The sequence below is a fragment of the Neobacillus terrae genome (assembly GCF_011393025.1).
Lineage (GTDB): Bacteria > Bacillota > Bacilli > Bacillales > Cytobacillaceae > Neobacillus_A > Neobacillus_A terrae.
In genome coordinates this window covers 1-19,073 of the sequence record NZ_JAAOEO010000043.1, presented here as the reverse complement: position 1 = coordinate 19,073, position 19,073 = coordinate 1, and the positions used below count along the sequence as shown (strand labels likewise).

General features: G+C 37.9%; 26 protein-coding genes and 1 pseudogene. 14 read left to right on the top strand and 13 right to left on the bottom strand.

Annotation, left to right across the window (positions count from 1 at the left end):
• Window positions 1–192 precede the first annotated feature (192 nt).
• The 4 genes from G8761_RS27485 to G8761_RS25610 form a co-directional block, all read right to left on the bottom strand.
• Window positions 193–414, bottom strand: a complete 222-nt coding sequence (locus G8761_RS27485; protein ID WP_243450159.1) for a hypothetical protein — start codon at window positions 412–414, stop codon at window positions 193–195.
• A gap of 13 nt (window positions 415–427) precedes the next feature.
• Complete coding sequence (locus tag G8761_RS27480) at window positions 428–1,024, bottom strand: phosphotransferase (protein WP_243450158.1); 597 nt, start codon at window positions 1,022–1,024, stop codon at window positions 428–430.
• A gap of 148 nt (window positions 1,025–1,172) precedes the next feature.
• Window positions 1,173–1,376 carry a YbdD/YjiX family protein gene (locus G8761_RS25615; RefSeq protein ID WP_166030769.1) on the bottom strand — a complete coding sequence of 68 codons (204 nt, stop codon included), beginning with the start codon at window positions 1,374–1,376 and terminating at the stop codon, window positions 1,173–1,175.
• A complete protein-coding gene (locus G8761_RS25610; protein WP_166030768.1) occupies window positions 1,369–3,444 on the bottom strand; it encodes a carbon starvation CstA family protein in 2,076 nt (691 codons plus the stop codon). The genes G8761_RS25615 and G8761_RS25610 overlap by 8 nt, the downstream gene beginning before the upstream one ends.
• Window positions 3,445–3,714: 270 nt before the next feature.
• Between G8761_RS25610 and G8761_RS25605 the strand changes: the two genes are divergently transcribed.
• The 7 genes from G8761_RS25605 (at window position 3,715) to G8761_RS25575 (ending at window position 8,833) form a co-directional block, all read left to right on the top strand.
• Window positions 3,715–4,086 (top strand): DinB family protein, encoded by a 372-nt coding sequence (locus G8761_RS25605; protein WP_166030771.1) that lies wholly within the window; start codon window positions 3,715–3,717, stop codon window positions 4,084–4,086.
• A 36-nt stretch (window positions 4,087–4,122) separates the two neighbouring features.
• Window positions 4,123–4,716, top strand: coding sequence for a class I SAM-dependent methyltransferase (locus G8761_RS25600; RefSeq protein ID WP_166030767.1), 594 nt, complete (start codon window positions 4,123–4,125; stop codon window positions 4,714–4,716).
• 44 nt (window positions 4,717–4,760) lie between these two features.
• Window positions 4,761–5,039 (top strand): GNAT family N-acetyltransferase, encoded by a 279-nt coding sequence (locus tag G8761_RS25595; protein WP_166030766.1) that lies wholly within the window; start codon window positions 4,761–4,763, stop codon window positions 5,037–5,039.
• Between the two features lie 152 nt (window positions 5,040–5,191).
• Window positions 5,192–5,938 carry an MBL fold metallo-hydrolase gene (locus G8761_RS25590; protein WP_166030765.1) on the top strand — a complete coding sequence of 249 codons (747 nt, stop codon included), beginning with the start codon at window positions 5,192–5,194 and terminating at the stop codon, window positions 5,936–5,938.
• Between the two features lie 1,587 nt (window positions 5,939–7,525).
• Window positions 7,526–7,807, top strand: coding sequence for a hypothetical protein (locus tag G8761_RS25585; RefSeq protein ID WP_166030764.1), 282 nt, complete (start codon window positions 7,526–7,528; stop codon window positions 7,805–7,807).
• Window positions 7,808–8,345: 538 nt separating this feature from the next.
• Window positions 8,346–8,621: a DUF421 domain-containing protein gene (locus tag G8761_RS25580; protein ID WP_166030763.1), complete on the top strand. Its 276-nt coding sequence runs from the start codon at window positions 8,346–8,348 to the stop codon at window positions 8,619–8,621.
• Window positions 8,561–8,833, top strand: coding sequence for a YetF domain-containing protein (locus tag G8761_RS25575; protein ID WP_243450157.1), 273 nt, complete (start codon window positions 8,561–8,563; stop codon window positions 8,831–8,833). The genes G8761_RS25580 and G8761_RS25575 overlap by 61 nt, the downstream gene beginning before the upstream one ends.
• Before the next feature lie 135 nt (window positions 8,834–8,968).
• On the opposite strand, the gene G8761_RS25570 is transcribed toward G8761_RS25575, so the two are convergent.
• Window positions 8,969–9,673 carry a class I SAM-dependent methyltransferase gene (locus G8761_RS25570; RefSeq protein ID WP_166030761.1) on the bottom strand — a complete coding sequence of 235 codons (705 nt, stop codon included), beginning with the start codon at window positions 9,671–9,673 and terminating at the stop codon, window positions 8,969–8,971.
• Between the two features lie 162 nt (window positions 9,674–9,835).
• On the opposite strand from G8761_RS25570, the gene G8761_RS25565 reads away from it, so the two are divergent.
• On the top strand, window positions 9,836–11,065 hold the full coding sequence (locus G8761_RS25565) for an ATP-binding protein (protein WP_166030760.1): 1,230 nt from the start codon (window positions 9,836–9,838) through the stop codon (window positions 11,063–11,065).
• Window positions 11,066–11,174: 109 nt separating this feature from the next.
• Here G8761_RS25565 and G8761_RS25560 read toward each other — a convergent pair whose 3' ends face one another.
• Genes G8761_RS25560 through G8761_RS25550 form a run of 3 tightly spaced genes read right to left on the bottom strand, consistent with a single transcriptional unit; the run spans window position 11,175 to window position 11,918 of the window.
• The gene (locus tag G8761_RS25560) at window positions 11,175–11,411 is read right to left on the bottom strand and encodes a hypothetical protein (RefSeq protein ID WP_166030759.1); all 237 of its coding nucleotides are present in this window, start codon (window positions 11,409–11,411) and stop codon (window positions 11,175–11,177) included.
• Between the two features lie 12 nt (window positions 11,412–11,423).
• Window positions 11,424–11,660: a hypothetical protein gene (locus G8761_RS25555; protein WP_166030758.1), complete on the bottom strand. Its 237-nt coding sequence runs from the start codon at window positions 11,658–11,660 to the stop codon at window positions 11,424–11,426.
• Window positions 11,661–11,687: 27 nt separating this feature from the next.
• Window positions 11,688–11,918 carry a hypothetical protein gene (locus G8761_RS25550; protein WP_166030757.1) on the bottom strand — a complete coding sequence of 77 codons (231 nt, stop codon included), beginning with the start codon at window positions 11,916–11,918 and terminating at the stop codon, window positions 11,688–11,690.
• Window positions 11,919–12,006: 88 nt separating this feature from the next.
• On the opposite strand from G8761_RS25550, the gene G8761_RS25545 reads away from it, so the two are divergent.
• Window positions 12,007–12,762, top strand: a complete 756-nt coding sequence (locus tag G8761_RS25545) for an AAA family ATPase (RefSeq protein WP_166030756.1) — start codon at window positions 12,007–12,009, stop codon at window positions 12,760–12,762.
• A 176-nt stretch (window positions 12,763–12,938) separates the two neighbouring features.
• On the opposite strand, the gene G8761_RS25540 is transcribed toward G8761_RS25545, so the two are convergent.
• Window positions 12,939–13,292, bottom strand: coding sequence for a GDSL-type esterase/lipase family protein (locus G8761_RS25540; protein ID WP_338001039.1), 354 nt, complete (start codon window positions 13,290–13,292; stop codon window positions 12,939–12,941).
• Between the two features lie 13 nt (window positions 13,293–13,305).
• Window positions 13,306–13,479 (bottom strand): hypothetical protein, encoded by a 174-nt coding sequence (locus tag G8761_RS25535; protein WP_166030755.1) that lies wholly within the window; start codon window positions 13,477–13,479, stop codon window positions 13,306–13,308.
• 151 nt (window positions 13,480–13,630) lie between these two features.
• On the opposite strand from G8761_RS25535, the gene G8761_RS25530 reads away from it, so the two are divergent.
• Window positions 13,631–14,509: an SMP-30/gluconolactonase/LRE family protein gene (locus tag G8761_RS25530; protein ID WP_166030754.1), complete on the top strand. Its 879-nt coding sequence runs from the start codon at window positions 13,631–13,633 to the stop codon at window positions 14,507–14,509.
• A gap of 14 nt (window positions 14,510–14,523) precedes the next feature.
• On the opposite strand, the gene G8761_RS25525 is transcribed toward G8761_RS25530, so the two are convergent.
• Window positions 14,524–16,065: a YndJ family transporter gene (locus G8761_RS25525; RefSeq protein WP_166030753.1), complete on the bottom strand. Its 1,542-nt coding sequence runs from the start codon at window positions 16,063–16,065 to the stop codon at window positions 14,524–14,526.
• A gap of 131 nt (window positions 16,066–16,196) precedes the next feature.
• Between G8761_RS25525 and G8761_RS25520 the strand changes: the two genes are divergently transcribed.
• A complete protein-coding gene (locus G8761_RS25520) occupies window positions 16,197–16,394 on the top strand; it encodes a helix-turn-helix transcriptional regulator (RefSeq protein ID WP_166030752.1) in 198 nt (65 codons plus the stop codon).
• Window positions 16,395–16,517: 123 nt separating this feature from the next.
• Window positions 16,518–16,757 carry a hypothetical protein gene (locus G8761_RS25515; protein ID WP_166030751.1) on the top strand — a complete coding sequence of 80 codons (240 nt, stop codon included), beginning with the start codon at window positions 16,518–16,520 and terminating at the stop codon, window positions 16,755–16,757.
• Between the two features lie 13 nt (window positions 16,758–16,770).
• Here the strand turns inward: G8761_RS25515 and G8761_RS25510 are convergent.
• Window positions 16,771–17,166, bottom strand: a pseudogene (locus G8761_RS25510) (secondary thiamine-phosphate synthase enzyme YjbQ).
• A gap of 185 nt (window positions 17,167–17,351) precedes the next feature.
• On the opposite strand from G8761_RS25510, the gene G8761_RS25505 reads away from it, so the two are divergent.
• Window positions 17,352–17,732, top strand: a complete 381-nt coding sequence (locus G8761_RS25505; RefSeq protein ID WP_166030750.1) for a histidine phosphatase family protein — start codon at window positions 17,352–17,354, stop codon at window positions 17,730–17,732.
• Here G8761_RS25505 and G8761_RS25500 read toward each other — a convergent pair.
• Window positions 17,726–18,190 carry an SOS response-associated peptidase gene (locus tag G8761_RS25500; protein WP_166030749.1) on the bottom strand — a complete coding sequence of 155 codons (465 nt, stop codon included), beginning with the start codon at window positions 18,188–18,190 and terminating at the stop codon, window positions 17,726–17,728. The genes G8761_RS25505 and G8761_RS25500 overlap by 7 nt on opposite strands.
• 313 nt (window positions 18,191–18,503) lie before the next feature.
• Here G8761_RS25500 and G8761_RS25495 point away from each other — a divergent pair, with 313 nt between their 5' ends.
• Window positions 18,504–18,773 carry a hypothetical protein gene (locus G8761_RS25495; protein ID WP_166030748.1) on the top strand — a complete coding sequence of 90 codons (270 nt, stop codon included), beginning with the start codon at window positions 18,504–18,506 and terminating at the stop codon, window positions 18,771–18,773.
• Window positions 18,774–19,073: the final 300 nt, after the last annotated feature.

The window sequence follows — 19,073 nt, the reverse complement described above, 5'->3', positions numbered from 1 at the left end:
TATCGTCGTTGAAAACAGTGTTGCCAAGAGTGAATAAAATGACTCTTTCTTTTTACACAATTATATGGACTCAATCTAATTTCAATAAAAAACAGTAATTTTTTTATAAAAACTATCACTTTATTAGAAAAAATGTCAAAAAATTAAAAGCCACCACATGTGTTTGAAAACTTCTCTATTTTAAGAGAAGCTTTAGTTCGGTTCTATTATCATTTTCCAATAATTCCATGCTTCCCGGTACTTCTCTAAATCTTCCGGATGATGTTTAATACAGGTTGCGATCCGTATATAAAGCCCAATTACCACCTCTTTATACAGTTCTTGACCACTTTCACCATGAATGAGAAGGCTGGCTGCCCCGTCAATAACTTCTTTTGTTAAAGCGTGGGGAGTAGAGCAGAAGGCGTAAATCAAATCATATACCGGCTTACCGTAAACAGGAAGGGGGATCTATTACTCCTGCAAGATTTCCATCTTTAAAAATAAAGTTATGAAAGCCACAATCGCCATGTAAAAGAAAGGGGGACTCTGCTAACAAAACATTTTTTACTAAATTTTTAATCCACTCAGCATCTTCGTTTGGAAGTTTATCACCAATTCTTTCCCTTGCTTGTTCAATTCCATTTGTAAGGAACAACCTCCAGGAAGCAGAAGGTTCATCCGCCCACCCCCACCCCTCAAACGAATCTGCTTTTTTGTATTTGTTGATTTGCCTCTCTGCCAAATTTTTAAGAGCATCCCCTTTATCGATACCACCATTACTTATAGAACCCTCAATAAAGGAATACATTAAGAATTTATAGGAGGGGTCTACATAAAGTAGACGCGGCAAAAGATCGAAAGTTTTATAGTTTTTAAGAAAAATCGCCTCGGATTTCGTTACCGCCGGAGTATTATATTTTACCACTTTCTTTGCCCCATCCCGAAATTCCAAAAGGAATAGCTTACTCATGGTTCCGCCACTCAAAACTTTTTCACTAATAATCTCATCCGGGACAATTCCTCTTTCAACTAATTCTCTCATCAGAAATACAATCCTTTCCAAACAGCCTTAAAAACTATTTCTACAAAAATAGAAAAATCACCTTCAAGATCAATGGGGAGTTTAATTAAAAAGGTCCACCAAGCTAAAATAAAAACCCCTGGCCATTTAATCGCCAGGGGTTTCACCATTAGCAGCATCTTGAAACTTTGCCGCCTTTGGCATTATATCGGGCTTCTTGTGCTTCACAGAAAAAGTCCTTTCTGGATTTCACTGGGTCGCCAGGATGATGCTTTTTCATATGCTCTACATATTTTTCATAGCTGGGAACCCCAACTAAAAGGCTGATGAACTGTCTGCGATAACCAAGGATGTTTTGGATTTTTTTAAGCATAATGTCCGATTCCTCCGTCATCACGAGGGACATGTGGTGTTTCATGCAGTGTCGTTTTCTTGTTTGTCAGTACCTTATACCAGATTCCGAGGGCGGAGATAAAGACAAGCAGTACAACCAGCATGAAAAATCCGCAAAGAGATGCGTCAACATAATCATTGAATAGAACCTGATTCATTTGTTTAACATTTGCAGCAGGAGCAAGTACTTCACCCTTATCCAGGCTGGTCTTAAATACATTTGCATGTGCCAGGAATCCGACTTTAGGAATTGGGGAGAAGATTTTCTGCCAGCCAGCAGTTAATGTAACGAGAAGGAGCCAGGTTGTAGGAATGAGTGTAACCCATACATATGCTTTTTTCCCCATTTTAAATAATATGGTTGTGCCAAGCAGGAGGGCGATTCCGGCAAGCATCTGGTTCGCAATTCCAAACAGCGGCCATAATGTATTAATGCCGCCTAGTGGGTCAATAACCCCTTGGTATAGGAAGTAGCCCCACATCGTTACGCATAACGCTGTTGCAATAATATTCGGAATGAAAGCCTCCGTTTTTGCAAACGGCTTGTATGCAGATCCGATTAAATCCTGAATCATAAAACGGCCCACACGTGTACCAGCATCAATTGTTGTTAGGATAAATAAAGCTTCAAACAGAATGGCAAAGTGGTACCAGAATGCCATCAAAGTTTTCCCGCCAATGACCTTTGAAAAAATAACAGCCATTCCAATTGCAAGAGTAGGAGCCCCTCCCGTACGGGAAAGAACAGTTTGCTCACCAACGTCTTTTGCGATAGAGGTTAAGGCATCTGGAGTTACAGTAAAGCCCATGCCTGTCACTGCCTTTGCAGCCTGGACAGCGTCCGTCCCAATAACGGCAGGAGGGCTGTTGATGGCAAAATAAATTCCTGGTGTAAGCACGCATGCAGCAATCATTGCCATTACAGCAACAAATGATTCAGTAAGCATGGCACCATATCCAATCATTGGGGCATGTGATTCGCGTTCGATCATTTTAGGAGTGGTTCCGGAAGATACCAAGGCATGGAATCCTGATACCGATCCACAAGCAATTGTAATAAACAGGAATGGGAAGAGGTTACCTGCAAAAATTGGTCCTGTTCCATCCACAAATTTTGTAACACTAGGCATTTGAAGTTCAGGCGCAACAATTAAAATTCCAAGAGCAAGGCCGACAATAGTTCCGACTTTTAAGAAGGTACTTAAATAATCGCGTGGTGCCAGTAGGAACCATACCGGAAGAACCGAAGCGATAAAGCCATAGCCAATCATCATATAGGCAATTGTTTCTCCCTTGAAAGTGAACATGCTGGCTAAAGCTGGGTCCTTGCTGATATATTGTCCCGCTGCAAGTGATAAAAGAAGGAGTATAATACCGATAATGGAGGCTTCACCCACACGGCCAGGCCTGATATACCTCATATAAACACCCATTAAGATTGCGATTGGAATAGTCGCCGCAATCGTAAACATTCCCCATGGGCTTCCAGCAAGTGCTTTAACCACGACAAGGGCAAGAACAGCTAATAAAATAATCATAATTCCCAAAATGCCAATCATGGCGATAATTCCTGTGAATTTGCCCATTTCGTCTTTAATCATTTCACCCAATGACTTTCCGTTCCGTCGCATGGAACCAAACAGAATAATAAAGTCCTGGACAGCACCGGCAAGAACAACACCAACAACAATCCAGATAGTTCCCGGTAAATAACCCATTTGCGCTGCCAAAATAGGTCCGACAAGTGGCCCAGCGCCAGCAATGGCCGCAAAGTGATGTCCGAATAGCACCCACTTGTTGGTTGGTACATAGTCTTTTCCGTCATTATTGATTTCAGCAGGGGTTTTGCGGTTATCATCGAGCTGGAAAACCTTTGCCGCAATAAAACGGCTATAGAACCGATAGGCAACCGCATAAATACAGACAGCTGCAGTAACCAGCCATACGGCGTTTATGTTTTCCCCTCTGTTTAGAGCCATTACTGCAAAGCCAACTGCACCCAGAGCAGCAATGAGCCCCCAAATAATAATCGATTTAAGCGCTTTCAAAATTAATCGCTCCTTTCAGTCTATTTTCCTAATCCTAACAATCAGTTTATTAGGACTAAGTCTAACTATAATATATTACAATTTTAAGAAAATTTGTAATATTTTCTCTTGCTATTAAAAAAAATGTTTCTTTAGTCCTGTTTGAAGAGGTTTTGAAGGACGCTTGGAGAATTAAACAACAAAGATATATATAATGGAGGTAAAGATGAAGGAACTGTTTAAGTACAAGAGTGGTTTGAGCTTTGCAAACAATTATCCACTGAACAGTTATTGGAGCGGCGGACTGGAGGTGTAGGAAGCATTCTGCATACGCTTATACATATTATCGATATTAAAAATGACTGGTTACAGGGTTTGAAGGGGAATAAGGCTGGAATATTGGATTATAATGAATTTACCTCACTGGAGGATGCAAGCCAGTTACATGAAAGATGGCATTCTGTTATAGAAGAGTTTGTTTATCAATGGCGGCAGGAATTGACAGAGCAACTCTTGGTTCCCGAACCAGGTAAAAAGGAATTTACTTTTGGAGAAGTGATGAATCATATCATTGTCGTCCATGAAATCCATCTTATTGGAGATCTTTCCGTTTGGGTAAGAGAACTTGGGATAACTCCTGTGTCTGCCATTTTTGTTGAATGAGGATTGGGTTAAAACTTTTATAGTAGGGTGATAGAAATGGGACGAGCATTTGCGGACTGGTACGACTTTTTTATGAGTCCTTTGGAAAAATCAAAGTTTAAAGGAATTCGCAAAAATCTTTTAGACAAAGCAAATGGAGATGTTTTAGAAATAGGTGCAGGTACTGGAGTAAACTTTCCGCTTTATAAAAATGCTGAAAAAGTTATAGCTATTGAACCTAGTGAATATATGATAGAAGAATCAAAGCGAAAGCTCGAAAAAGCGACAGTACCAATTCAAATCATTCCGGCAAGCGCTGAACAACTGCCATTTGAAGATAAAAGTTTTGATACGGTAGTAGCAACACTTGTTTTTTGCACCATTCCAGATGTAGATACAGCTATAGAGGAAATGAAAAGGGTTTGTAAGCCTAGCGGCAGGATTCTTCTTTTTGAACATGTGAAAATGGATAACCCTATGCTCGGAAAGCTTCAGGTAAAGCTTACTCCGGTATGGAAAAAAATTTGTGATGGATGCTGTTTGGACCGGAACACGATAGAATCCTTTAAACGTCATGGCCTCATAATTGAAAACATGGAATCCTATTTCAGCGGATTGTTTATTACGGCGGAAGCAAGGCTGGAGAAATAGATGGAAGAGATCGGATTTTCATACCAGGTTGATCCGGAGGTATTGTGACCCTTGATAAAATAAGAGGAAAGACCTTTTTAAAAAGATTGAAAGAGGAGGAGTGCCTGATCACCAAAAATGAAGGCTTTGTTGTTGCCTTCATGGCTTTTCATTCTTACTTTTATGGCAACAGCTTCATTGACCTTTTCAGTGTTGATCCTAAGGAAAGAAGAAAAGGCTTTGCAAAAAAATTAATGGAAGGGTTTGAAAAAGTCTCACCTACAAATAAGATTTTCTCGTCTGCTAACAACTCGAATCTTCCCATGCAGAAGTTATTGATTTAATAGATTAAACCAGGAGCGGGTATATTGAGAATCTCGATGATGGAGATCCTAAACTGATTTATTTTAATTTTTTTAGGTGTATAATACAAGATTAAATATTAGCTTAAAACTTTAAGGGATGGTAAATTATTCAACGTTGAGGAGGAGTAAAAATGAGAATTTCTAAAGGTGTTGAAATGCTTGAACTTGAAGCATCACTTTTTGGCAGAAAGTCAGTGCTTAATCTAACGCTCTTATGGAACGAAAATGAAGCGGTCCTGATTGATACAGGTATGCCAGGACAATCAGGTCAAATATTCGAGGCTTTGAAAGAACTAGGTATTCCAAAAGATCATTTGAAGACGGTTATTTTGACTCATCAGGATATTGACCATATTGGCAGCATGCCTGAAATTACTGAAGCACTAAACGGCAAGGTAAAGGTATTCGCACATGAAAAGGATCGGCCTTATATCGAGGGGGAAATTCCCTTAATCAAAACTAATACTGAGAGAATGTCTGAAAGACAGTCAGCAATGCCAAAGGAATTATATGATCAGGCTATGGCATTGTTCCAAAACCTGCCGAAGGCGCATGTTGACAGGGCACTTGAGGATGGAGAGGAGCTGCCGTTTTTAGGAGGGGTAAAAGTTATTTATACACCTGGCCACACTCCTGGACATATTAGCTTGTATTTAAAAGAAAGTAAAACACTTGTTACTGCAGATGCAATGGTTTCTGTTGAGGGAACTCTTCGCGGACCAGTCGAACAAAATACTCCGGATATGGAGGCCGCTTATGAATCACTAAAAAAATTCTTGGATTATGATATTGATACAGTAATTTGCTATCATGGCGGTGCAGTTACAGGTAACATTCAAGGACAGCTTCAGTCAATTATTAAAGGAGTGCATGATTGATTATTGAGGTTAATAAGAATGGACTTGGACGCTTCTTTCGCCAATGGATTGATTTCAAGACAGCTACTCGCATTTTAAAAAAACATTGTAGCTGATCAGCCTCTTGAAAAAATACCAGAGATAAAAGAAGCTTTTTATGCAAACTTAGCCGTAGCCAGCAGGCTTTATTGTTTGTCATGCTTACGCTAAACATGTCATCAAATCTCTCGGAGTTCTATTGGTGTTTATTTTAGGGCCAAGTCGAGGACCTGGAATGCAATAAAATCAGCCCTAAGGTATATAAAAGAAGATGAATAATTTTATAAATAGCAATCTCACAAATTTTGTTGAAATAGAGGGAGTAGAACAGCACCGGAATGGGTGTTGTTTTTTTGTGCAGGAACCTCAAACACTCCTCAATAATGTTTTTTGTATTTCCTTCATATGGTGTTTTGGCTGTTCGTCCAGGAAAAGGGAGTAGAGTCCGCATTAAACATAGCAATAGAGTCAAAAATTAGACTTACATCTTATTTTCCTGGGCAAACTGCCCATATGATTAATGGTCAAAGCGGAAAGGGAACAGGAACTATGTTCTGATAGAAAGCAAAGAGGGCCGTCTCAGGCCCTTTTTTCTATGATGATTCCTCTTGATTACCGTCTAAAGATTCTTCCCTTACTCCTTGTATGACTCGGCCCCAAAAAATGTCCCAACGGTGTCTTATTCCCAACTGTTTACCTTGTCCTCCGTTTCGAGGTTCACCCTGTAGGTTTTGGTTATATTTTCCTGGATGATCTCAATGGTATTCCATAAACTATTAAATTATCAATTCCCATGCAGTATTTTTTTTTATAAATGTAAAAAAAACTCCTCTTCTTACATAATTATCTTAATCTCTAAACTGGAAGAGGTATGGGCGGAAGATTTAAATTATTGATGTTTGTGTGGGTTTCTTAGAAATTTTTTATTTGCGGTCACTCATTTTCAAATCTGTTATAAAAAGAAGTATTTTCGAATAAAATGAACCATCTCATTTTAAAAGGGTGATTGTGTGAAAAACTCGTCAAGCCTTCCATATAAACAAATTCTGGTTCCCCCGTTCCGAATGGAAACCGATGTTCCTAGTGATGAAATACCTGTATATTCCACTATAAATCCTGTTGTTCCTCCATTTCTTCCATACAGGCGCGTGAGCAAATTTCCTACCGAGCCATCACTCCACCAACAAATCGAAATTCTAAGACACAGAAAAGAATAAGGGGATAAGACGTAGGATGGGATTCTTCAAGAGTTGATATCAACATATACTCCCAGGGGAAAATTGATAAGTTTGTTTATTCTACTTGCAATATTTGTTTCAATGGCTGCGGTTGTTATATTGCAGTAAAGGATGATACAAAATCGTCGGTATCATGGAGAACGAAAATTATCCTGTAAACCGCGGTTATAAAGTGCCCAAAGGAGAAAATCAGTGGTGGGCGAATTATAGCGTGGACCGACTGTCATCTCCATTGATTCGCTATAACGGTAAACTGCTAAAATGGGGGATCCTTACTCTCTTTTAATAAACCAAAGAAGTATACAACCGGAAAGTCCCACGTGGCCGTGCAATGTATCCATACAGGCTAGGCTTACCTGGAGGATTATTATACGATTGCAAAAATAATAAAGGTTGGCCTCCGAATGTACCATTTGGATGCAAATATACTATGTACAGCTATGGCCGAAGGTCCTTGATTGAAAGCTTCGAATCGGATGGTCCTCCTTCATGCCGGGATGATCTAGATTTTACAGAAGTTGCAGTATTCATAGGACGTACTTCAAATGAAACAAATACTTTTTTCTGTGAACGTGCGTTGGTGCCCGCAGGAGAACGTGACAAAGATAAGTGAAATAGATCCCGTATCGATGTTAGTGACAAGATGGCTGATTTAACCTTGCAGCCTAAAAGCGGGAAAAATATAAGATTTTAAATGGAATCATTCATTTATGATAAAAAATGACTGGATTGACCTCCAAAATTTACAAAATCACACTGAAGTTTTTCTGGACTTAAAAGAACTGTTTCAAAATACAATCTTGTTCTTGTAGAGCAAATAACCAAAGTTCGAAAAGACAAGCTTATAATAACCACAGAATGGATTGGGACATCAAAATCCACTCTTACTTTCCTGTGTTTTAAAGATGGTTTAAGCACTCCTTTTTTGTCGGTTAGGAAATTATAGATTTTCACCTTGTGGAAAACTCCGAACTAGGTTATTGTAATCCAGCTCCAGCGCCCAGCCCCTCGGGGTCATAAGCCAAATCACTCCAGAAATCAGGATTTCCTACGTGATTCGTCTTATGCCTGTTGAGGCTAACCAGGGCGCTTGCGCCTTTTGTTCGAGAGACTTTTAGGGAGTCTTTCATAAAAAGAAGGAGTGTTCTTTTTTGTTGAGAATTTTTTTGGAATCAATCATACTCTCACTTGCTGGAACGGTAATTTTGAGACTTGGCGGAAGAAAATCAATATCTCAGATGACCATTCCCAAGTTCGCCATCTTACTGAGTATTGGAACTATTCTCGGTTCAGATGTTTCAGGAAAAGGACTTGGCCAATCCATCCTTGCAGCCGGAACCTTTGTTGGATTTCTAGTACTAACTGAATGGATAACGTTAAGTGGAACCCTGCAGAATTCTTGTTCAAGGGTGTTTCCCTCCCTGTAATCAGCAATGGAGAGCTCATTATAGATAATTTAAAGAAGCTTCGCATGTCGGTAGATGATTTGGAAAAAAGATTAAGAATAGCTGGTATTTCTAAAATGGAAGATGTTAAGACTGGCACCATCGAGGTAAACGGCCAGTATGGTTATGAACTAATGCCCCATGCAAAACCGGTAACCCTCGCAGACCTAAAAACTTTTAACTGGCAATTATAAAAGACAGCAGCAGGATACCATTTTTAAGGAAGTTATCGAAGGTACAGATCAGAATATTCCTAAGCAGCTCCATTAATAAGCAGTATAAATGAACCTCAATCTATTCATGAGGTTCATTCTTTGATAGGTTATTAATCATTTAGTGCATTTAATAATGCGATGACTTAGAATTCCCTGATATTTAAGAATAATATTAGCATGCTGATTCATCACTTGAAACAATTCAATGCCAGCATTCTGTGAAAAATTAAATTCTGTCATTGGGTTTTCTTCAAAAATGGACTGATCTGCCTGGTAAATAACAATTTCCTTAAAGCCTGCCTCTTTTAGAAGCACTATCCATTCCTCTTCAGTTAAAAGGGAGTCTATCCCGTAAAACTGTTTAACCTCCTCTTCTTCTTCAGGTTTTAGCTTTTGATTAATGGTCATCTCATTGGCAATTAGGCGACCTCCACTGTTTAAAACACGGTTAAACTCTTTTAGAGCCTTAGGCTTATTAACAAAGGCTAGGACAGATTCCGAAAGAACAAAATCAAAGGTATTGTCACTTAGTGGAATATTTTCTATGGATCCCTGAATAATAGAGATTGGCAGTTGATTAGAGGCCATTCTTTCGAGCGCCTTTGCCACCATATCATGATTAATTTCAAGACCGGTAACGTTTACTCCATAATTGATATATAAAAAGGCTGCTGTTTGCCCTGTGCCGCAGCCGGCATCTAAAATACTCGAATGGCTGCTAATCTGTTCCTTATTTAAAATTTCTTTTGTGAGTGGAATTCCACCAGGATGCGCTCCGCCTATTCCAAATTTGGAAACAAAATCTAAATAAGTACTCATTTTTACCACCTTATTCGTATTTTTTTCATCATATGAGTAAGGAGGGAAAGAGGTTCGAATCTCCCTGCAAGGAATCAAAATTTCATAAACTATTATTTTTTAAATCTATCCAACTACTTTATGATAAGATATAGAAAAATTACAGTTCAAGAGGACAATCAAATGAAAATCTGGGGACAAATTATTCTTGTTATGGTGTCTATTATTTTTACAGCTTACCATAAGATAGTATCTGGGCATCCTTTTTTCACTACTGACTTTTTTATTTTCACCCTGATTGCCTGGGCTGTTGGCTGGCAATACGATTTAGCCCGTAATTATTCAAAGAATGCACGTGCTAGTGAGGAAAGCTATAAACAGCTGCTCGATTCCTTGCCTGAGGTGGTCATCATTCATGTTGATTCAAAAACAGTTTATGTGAATCATGCGGCTGTCCGTTTATTTGGTGCTAAAAGTAAAAAACAAGTAATGGGTGTGGACGCAAGGGATTTTATCTGTCCTGAATATAGAGGAAGGTATTTGGAACGGATGAAGCAGGCGAAAAAGGAAAAGCAGCCTTTAATGAATATTGAATATAAATTACGGCGGATAGACGGATCCTCTTTTTTCTTCGAGTCTTCTGCATTGCATATTCATTTTGGAGGAAAAGAAGCGGTATTGACCATTGGAAAAGATATCACCCAAAGAAAGGAACAGACAGAGCGGTATATACAAAAATCCGAGAAGCTAGCTCTTATTGGCCAGATGGCTGCAGGACTAGCACATGAAATTCGTAATCCGCTTACGTCAATAAAAGGTTTTATTCAGCTTTTTAAATCAGACAGCAAGCAGCAGGAATACTACGATATTGTATTGAGCGAACTAGAAAGGATTAATAATATTGTTGGCGAGTTTTTAGTTTTGGCAAAACCATCAGCAGCTGTTTTTTCTGAAAAGGATATTAAAGTTTTAATTCGCGATATTATTACCTTAATCAATTCCGAGTCTTCTCTCAATAATGTTCAAATATTTGTTGATTACGAGCCTGAATTACCAATGGTAAGCTGCGAAGAAAATCAATTAAAACAAGTATTTATCAATCTTCTTAAAAATGCGATTGAAGCCATGCCTGAAGGCGGTAATATTTTTGTGAAACTTCAGGAGAAAGAGGATGGGAAGATCTCTGTAAAAATTATAGATAACGGAATCGGTATTCCTGAGGAAAGAATTCCAACGCTGGGAGAACCTTTTTATACTACTAAAGAAAAAGGAACAGGACTTGGCCTAATGACCTGTTACAAGATAATTGAAAGCCATCAGGGAGAAATACTTATAAACAGTAAAGTGAACGAGGGAACTTCGATTGAGGTTCTTTTGCCTACTATTACCCAGCCTTTATTGAAAACACACTAGAACTGGGGAACGGGCATACGTGCTTATTCTGGTTACCATTCAGTTCTGCACTAAGTACCGCTAAATTCAGGGAATGGGAAAATGGGCTCTTTTTTGAGAACCCTTTATTTTATAGTACACTATTTTTAATTGTATTAGAGTCACTTCCATCTGGATCAATAATCGAGGAAATGGGTATATACACAGGAGACAAATCTCCGTTTATTTCAGCAACATTTTGATTTCGTTTATAAGACACAACCTGGTCAATCATAAGGTAAGCTCCCACATTTACAACCGAAGAGTTATCCATTGAATTCACCTTAAACCCTAACAAATTAAGGACCAGTGGAGAAAATTGAACCATATAAATTCCTCCTTAAATAATGCTGTTCTTTATGGTTGGCGTATCAATTAAGTCAGAGTCCAATACGGAGGTAATCGGAAAAAGGATGGGGGATATGTCACCATTTTGTTCACCGAGACCTTGGTTCCGTTTATAGGCTACAACAATGTCAATATGTTTGCTGTTCCCCATGTTGACTACAGCGGCATTATCTATTGAATTTAGTTTGAAAACTCCAAGATTAATATACACCGGTGCAAAGTTTGCCATTGTACTCGCTCCTATTGTCTGCCTTTTCTATTCCACTATTTTAATGGTAATCATGTCAGCCTCTTGGTTATCATTTGTCTGGCCAAATGGGGCAAACTGGACAGTCAAATCAGCATTTTGCTGACCAAATCCCTGATTTTTCTTTGCGGCCACATTCCTGCCGACCTTAAAATTATTACCGAATGAAATAGAACTGGATTGGTCTGTATTATTAACCTTTAAGCCTCCTAGGTTAATCTTTGTAGGGATAAAGAACATACATCATTTTCCTTTCAGTTATTTTTTAGATTTTATGCTAAGACTTTGTTGAATATTAGAATTAAATCAAAAAACCAAGAGGTGAGACATGAAATTAACGGAATTTGATCAATATATTAAAAGCGTAACCTTAAAAGATGAACAGATTCCTTCTTTTTCTAATTTTCCCTTTAATTTGCCTGTAATAAGAAGTTTTAAAGAATTGAAGTTGCATCCAAATGTAACATATATAGTTGGGGAAAATGGAATGGGAAAATCCACTTTTCTCGAAGCGATTGCCATTTGCCTGGGATTTAATCCGGAAGGCGGGACCCTAAATTTTAATTTTTCCAGTTTCGATTCACACTCCGAACTTGACGAATATATAAGTGTTGCCAGAGGAGCAAATAAAGCAAAGGATTCCTTCTTTTTCAGAGCTGAGACCTTTTACAACCTTGCTTCCAATATTGAAGAGCTGGACAGTGAACCGGGACTTGGCAGAAAAATAATCGATTCTTTTGGAGGTAAATCTCTCCACAATCAATCCCATGGCGAAGCGTTTTTTGCAGCCTTTATGGACCGTTTTCAGGGGAACGGCTTAAATATACTTGATGAACCGGAAGCCTCTCTTTCCCCATTAAGGCAATTGTCAATGCTCGCTCGAATCCATGAGCTTGTACTTGAAGGCTCCCAATTTATCATTTCTACTCACTCGCCAATTTTAATGGCGTATCCTGATTCCAAAATGATTCAGCTGGCGGAATCCGGGATGAAAGAAACAAGACTTGAGGAGACCGATCATTACCTTATGATGAAACAATTTTTTGAGGATAAAGATAGAGTTCTCCACCATCTGTTTCAATAAGAGAGGGTATGATGTAGCTGTTTATTGCTATCTAGGGGATTTGGATTATTATCCAATCAGATACAAAAAAGGTAGGGGATGTTATTTCTCATTACTATTATGTATGCCTTGTTCGGACTTCTTGGTAAAGTTACAGAGGATATAAAACAGCCAGGTTTCTGCCTGGCTGCTTACTTTTAAACTGCCTGTTTTCTATATTGATGCTTTAGCTGTAAGATCATTTGTTCAGAAATAGCTGTATATCCGGCAGAATTAGGATGCACTCCATCAGGTGAGAGATTATCCAGTCTCTTGCCGTTGATCACCTTAGTTGTCTCAACTACAACTGAAGAGGGGTATTGATTGGCTACTTCATATATTTTTAAATTCCATTTTGGCAGCAATTTATCTGCTAAAGGATAAATCTGTGTGGATGGAGGCAGTGGGTTATACAATTCAAGGAAGATGATCGTTGCATATGGGTTGAGAGTATGAATTCTTCCTGAAATGTCTTGCAGGTTATTGGAAAAAGCAGTTTGTACCTGGTCAATGGACTGAAGAACATTATGGCTTCGATTCCTGAAAATATTTTATATAAGAGACTTTTACTGCGTCTTTACTAACCTGTACAGCATGATGCTTCATTCTGTTTATTTGATATTGTGGATAATAAATCCACGCCGAAATCCCGAGACCACTAATAATAAGAAAGATAGCAAGATATTTAAGTATTCTCATATTTTCCACTCCTGACTCTATTATATCAAGGAAAATAAAAGAAATAATTAGGGCCTCATTTCCATTTATCATCCATTAAAAAAAAACATATTCTATCACAATTTGGGTAAAAAGATAGCAAGAAGAACTATTTAGAAAGAGGGTTTTGACATTGGAAGAGAAAGTGGAATTAGTTTTTGATGCGCAGGCAGAGCTTGGGGAAGGACCATCCTGGGACGCGAAAAATCAACTTTTATACTGGGTTGATATATTATCCAAAAAAGTTTGTATATTTAATCCAAAGACAGAGGAAAACCGGGAGATTCATTTAGAACAAATGGCCAGTGCTGTTGTTCCAAGAGAATCTGGTGGCTTGGTGCTAGGCATGGAAAACGGTTTTTATTTTTTAGATATAAATACAGAGGAATTAACTCAAATAACTGACCCGGAAAGCCATCTGCCATTAAATCGTTTTAATGATGGAAAGTGTGATCCGAAGGGCCGGTTTTGGGCTGGCAGCATGAATCTGGAGGAGCTGGAAGGGGAGGGCTCCCTTTATTTTCTGGATAAAGATTTACAGACAAAAAAGAAGGTAGATGGCACTACCATTTCGAATGGGCTGGCCTGGTCACCGGACAACAAATTTTTTTATTTTACAGATACACCAACAATGAAGATTGTTCGTTATGAATATGACCTAAACTCAGGGGAAATAAAAAATCCTAAGCCTGTTATTCATTTTCCTGAGAGTGAAGGTTACCCGGACGGTATGACGATAGATAGTGAGGGAATGCTGTGGATCGCCCATTGGAGCGGAAACAAAGTTTCAAGATGGAATCCAGAAACTGGGGAACAGATTTTATCAATTAATATTCCTGCTATGAATGTTACTTCCTGTACTTTTGGAGGGGAGGATTTATCTGAGCTATACATTACTACTGCCAGGAAAGGAATGACAGAGGAAGAGTTAGAGAAATTCCCTCTTTCAGGTGGAGTTTTCAGGGTGAAAACAGAAATCCAAGGCGCACCGACATACACATTTAAAGGGTAAAAAAAGAAGCCGAATCAGGCTTCTTTTTCGTTTGTATCCCTTGGTGTCATTACATAATGAAGTTCCAGTACAGGAATTCCCAGCAGATAACTGATGTGATAGGCTTTTAAAACATTATTTTCATACCAGACATCAATCGTTTCATTAATTGGAATCCGGAAATTCTTTTTAAAAAGTTTTAAATATACCCCATTAAGATCGTTTCGCCTTTTATCAGAAACAGAAGTTAGAGAAACACCGTCATTCCTGTAATGGTTAATTCTCAATATACTTGTCATTCCACCGAATGGTAATGGAAAAAATACATTGTAAAACCTCTCTCCCAGGGAGTTCGGGTTTGTTGAATAAGCAGCTACATAAATAGCTTTCCGCGAACGCAAATCACTACGTATCCATGCACGAACATTATCTCTTTGATCCATTTTGTCTATAATCTTTAACATTTCACTGTTTACTTCGGTTGTTTCATAATTATTTACAGGAAAGTTCATCTGTTCCATCTTATCGGATATCTTTTTATATATAAGTGCAAGAGGATAAAAGAATTTGTTCCAATTTGGAAAAATATCCATATTAAAATCAACCGTGTTTACATAAAAATCCTTTATCATTGGGTGAACGTTACTTGCTTTGAAGTCTTTTCTTTCAAAGACTCCCATATCATCCACCATTCCGCGTGGGTGTACACTATTCTTCTCGACAAAATTTTGACGGGAAAAGAAATCAATTCCCATTTTTCTGTTTCCTGAAATATTAGAGATTGGCAAATCTTTTATATCGAAATGCGATTTAGGAGACAATTTTAAATATCCATACAACCCAAACCCAGCAAATAAAACCGTATTTATCATTCCATGCATATAAACCATAATAGGAATATCCACTAATCGGAATGAATACAGAAGAGATAAAGATATAGAAATGAAAATCGAAGTGGATGATAGTTTAATAAAGATGCTTTGTAAAGAAAAAGATAACCCGCAATAAACAAAGAGGCCCAGCATAAAAACACTAACAGAAGCAATCTCCAAAACTCTTGAATAGGTTATCCCTAACGCAACAAGAATAGGAGTGATAATAAGCAGAATTCCACCTGCAAAATACCACTTGGAAAGGCGGCCCTTTTCCTTCAAAGTTCTTCCCAGCAGTCCCAAAAATAAGAGGGTATACAAACTGGAATAGTGAAAATGAATCGCTGTGAGAAGTGCAGTTAATCCGGAAAAACCAAGGAACGTCCAGTCCATTTGAAAAACAGCAAACCAGATTCCGCCGAGTGCCAAATATAACATCGAAAAATCAATCAAGGACTCTTCTATATAAAAGCCTCCTCTTTGAAAGAATCGAAGCAAGCCGTATGTTCCGACTGCAAAACAAAAGACGAGCCAAAAAAGTGAAAGGGGGGGCAATAAAAAAGAAAAAACAGCAGCAAGGGAAAAAACAGGCTGATATTTTTTCAAAAAGAGATATAAATGCGATTCATCTTGAACAAGTTTTAAATATATCGGAAAATAAATTAGGATAGACAAACAAATGATGACCTTTAAAAGGATTTGCACTGTTTTTCCTCCATCAATCGTTTTACAAAATTCTAACACAGGATAATTTAACCGAAAAGATTTTATCAGTGAATCTCTGAAATGGAAGGGTAAATATAAATCTTGTAGAATCTAATATAACGGGATAAGTTATGAAAAAAACTGATAGATTATTGGAAATAATGCTCTATATGAATAACAAACGCAAGTTTAAAGTTCAAGAACTTGCAGACCATTTTGCCGTTTCAAGAAGAACAATGCTAAAAGATTTACAGGCTTTGAGTGAAATGGGTGGACCGCTTGCCTCTGCTTTCGGAGTTCATGGCGGGTATAGTGTTATGAAATCATAAGCACTGCCCCCTTTACAACTTGGCTCCTTAGGGGATTTAGGCAGGGAGTTATGAATAATATTGCCATTGTGATAGGCCTTTTGCGTCCAAACCTTGAAACGGAAAATCAGGGCAGAGCCGAAAATGAAAGGAAATACATTCTTATTCCAATCTCTTGGAAATATATTAGGAACAGAACCAGGTTCCGGAATGTCTTTCATATTAATTACTGCGGGACTTATTTTTGGCCTGATTCTGCCACTTGCTATGTTCTTGATTCCGTCTGTTAAATTGCAGGATAAAGAGAGAAATCAAAAAGAAACACAAGAAATTAAAGCAATCCATGCAAAAGCATATATTAAAAGGATAAAGGCCCATTCATAATGAGAGGCCTTTTTTACATTGTTTTTACATAGAAAGTTCTTGTGCGCGGGCCGTCAAATTCACAAAAATAAATACCCTGCCATGTGCCGAGAAGCAGGGCACCACTGGCAATAATAATGTATTGCGAAGAGCCAACAGTACTTGCTTTCATATGTGCTGCTGTATTACCCTCCATATGGCGGTCCAATTCATGGTGCCATGGATAAACTTCATCAAAACGCCGGATCATATCTCTTTTTACATCTGGATCTGCATTTTCATTAATCGTTATGCCAGCCGTTGTATGAGGGCAGTACACAACCACAGAACCTTCCTGGATATTTTGTTCTTTTACATAATCCTAAACCTGCCGGGTCACTTCAATCATTTCGTCACGTTTGTGAGATTTTAATGTAAACTTTTTTAGCATATTATCAACCTTTCTATCAGATGTTTACAATCATCTTAACATGGATGATATATGGCTACCTGATTAAAGCTTTATACGCAGGAGCTAGTAAGATAAAATACACTTTAGAATGAACAGAGAATTATAAGGTACTAGAGGGGTCTTAACAAAAAAAGCTAATAGATTAAAGAAAAGGAGATTTTTGCATGCTGACTTTATACATAACAAGACATGGGGAAACTGTTTGGAACACTCAGAAAAGAATACAGGGATGGAAGGATTCAGCTCTTACGGAAACAGGAAAACAAAATGCTCTTAGTCTCGGAGAAAGACTGACACACATCCCTTTCGAAGCTGTCTATTCCAGTCCAAGCGGGAGGACCAAAGAGACTGCGCGCCTTATTTGTGGTGAAAGAAAAATTCCTATATTTTACGACGAAAATTTACGGGAAATTAACCTCGGAGATTGGGAAGGGGAAACTCACACAACAATAAAGGAGAAATACGAAGCAGCTTATCAACATTTCTGGAACCAGCCACATCTTTATGTCCCCGCTTCAGGTGAATCATTTAATATGGTTCAATAGAACTCATTAGGAGTAGTGGTGATAATGGTGCAAGTAACAAGAGGTTTTTCTCCTTTTGTCCAAGTTTCCCATAACCCCGCGAAAGCAAAGGGCTTCTTGTTTTCTAAAATAAAACGGTATGGTTGTTTTTTATCTTCAGTTTTTTTCCATTCATAAAAACCACTAGAAGGGATAAGAACCCTTCTTTTTTTAAATGCAGCCTTAAAGGAAGGTTTTGCCTCAATGCCTTCAGATCGTGCATTTAACATCCTGAATGAAGCCTTAGAGTCCTTGCTCCAATACGGAACGAGACCCCACTTCATGTTTTCTCCGTACCGTTTACCATCTTTAGATAAGATAGTTAATATCTGTTGGCCCGGGGCTATGTTATATCGTGGTGTGATTTCTCCGCTAAACTCAAATTGAAAAGCCTCCTGCAGAACATTTATATCTTCGATCAGGCTAAATCTACCGCACATACGTTTCACCTCTATTTTGATTCTATTTTATATTCATCTTACCCTAGACATTGAAGTTTCAAAATCCCATTTTTATTGCCGATATATATAAAAGAAGAAAACTTGTTTGTTTCCTATATTTAATGGGGAAAGAATCATTTAGGAGTAGAGAAACGTTCATTTGGAATGTTGCTGTATGTAATGTGGCCAAGTATTCCTTTACTTCTTTACTCTTTATATAAGAAAGTAAAAAATTACAGAATAACAAAAGAACTTTAAGAGAGTGATTGGAAATTAGAATGTCGATATTATCTACAAGAAGGGGTATTTAGGAATGTCCAACAAGAAGTTTCTCGGAATATTAGGGGTTAAGGTTATGAACTTTTTATCTTTCTTAACTTCAATCGCTATGGTGGTTGGAGGTTCATATTTAAGTATTGCAGCTATATTTTCTTCACACGCATTTACTGGTGTAATTTTATTTATACTTTCCTTAGTAGTAGGTATAGGGTACTTTAGGATGTGGAATGGCTACCTTAAGCCTTTACTGTATGAAGGGGTATTTGAACATATCAATCCAGCAATACTTAAAAAAGCGTCTTAAAGTAAAAAAGGAAGGAGCATTATCAAATTTGTTGACAATGCTCCTTTTCTTTTTATCTTGCTTTCCAATCATTTATTATATTTTCATGATATGAAGTAAACTGAGGGGACCAATGGTGTGTACTATTAACTGAAATTAGACCCGAGAAACCTACATAGATATCTTTTCTAATTGTACCACTGGTTCGGACTACTACAACCAAATCTAGAACGTAGTATCACCCAAAAAATTTAACAAAAGTTTTGTTATTATTCTAATTCCTTATTTCATTAAAAATATGCATCCCCTTATTCTTAAGAT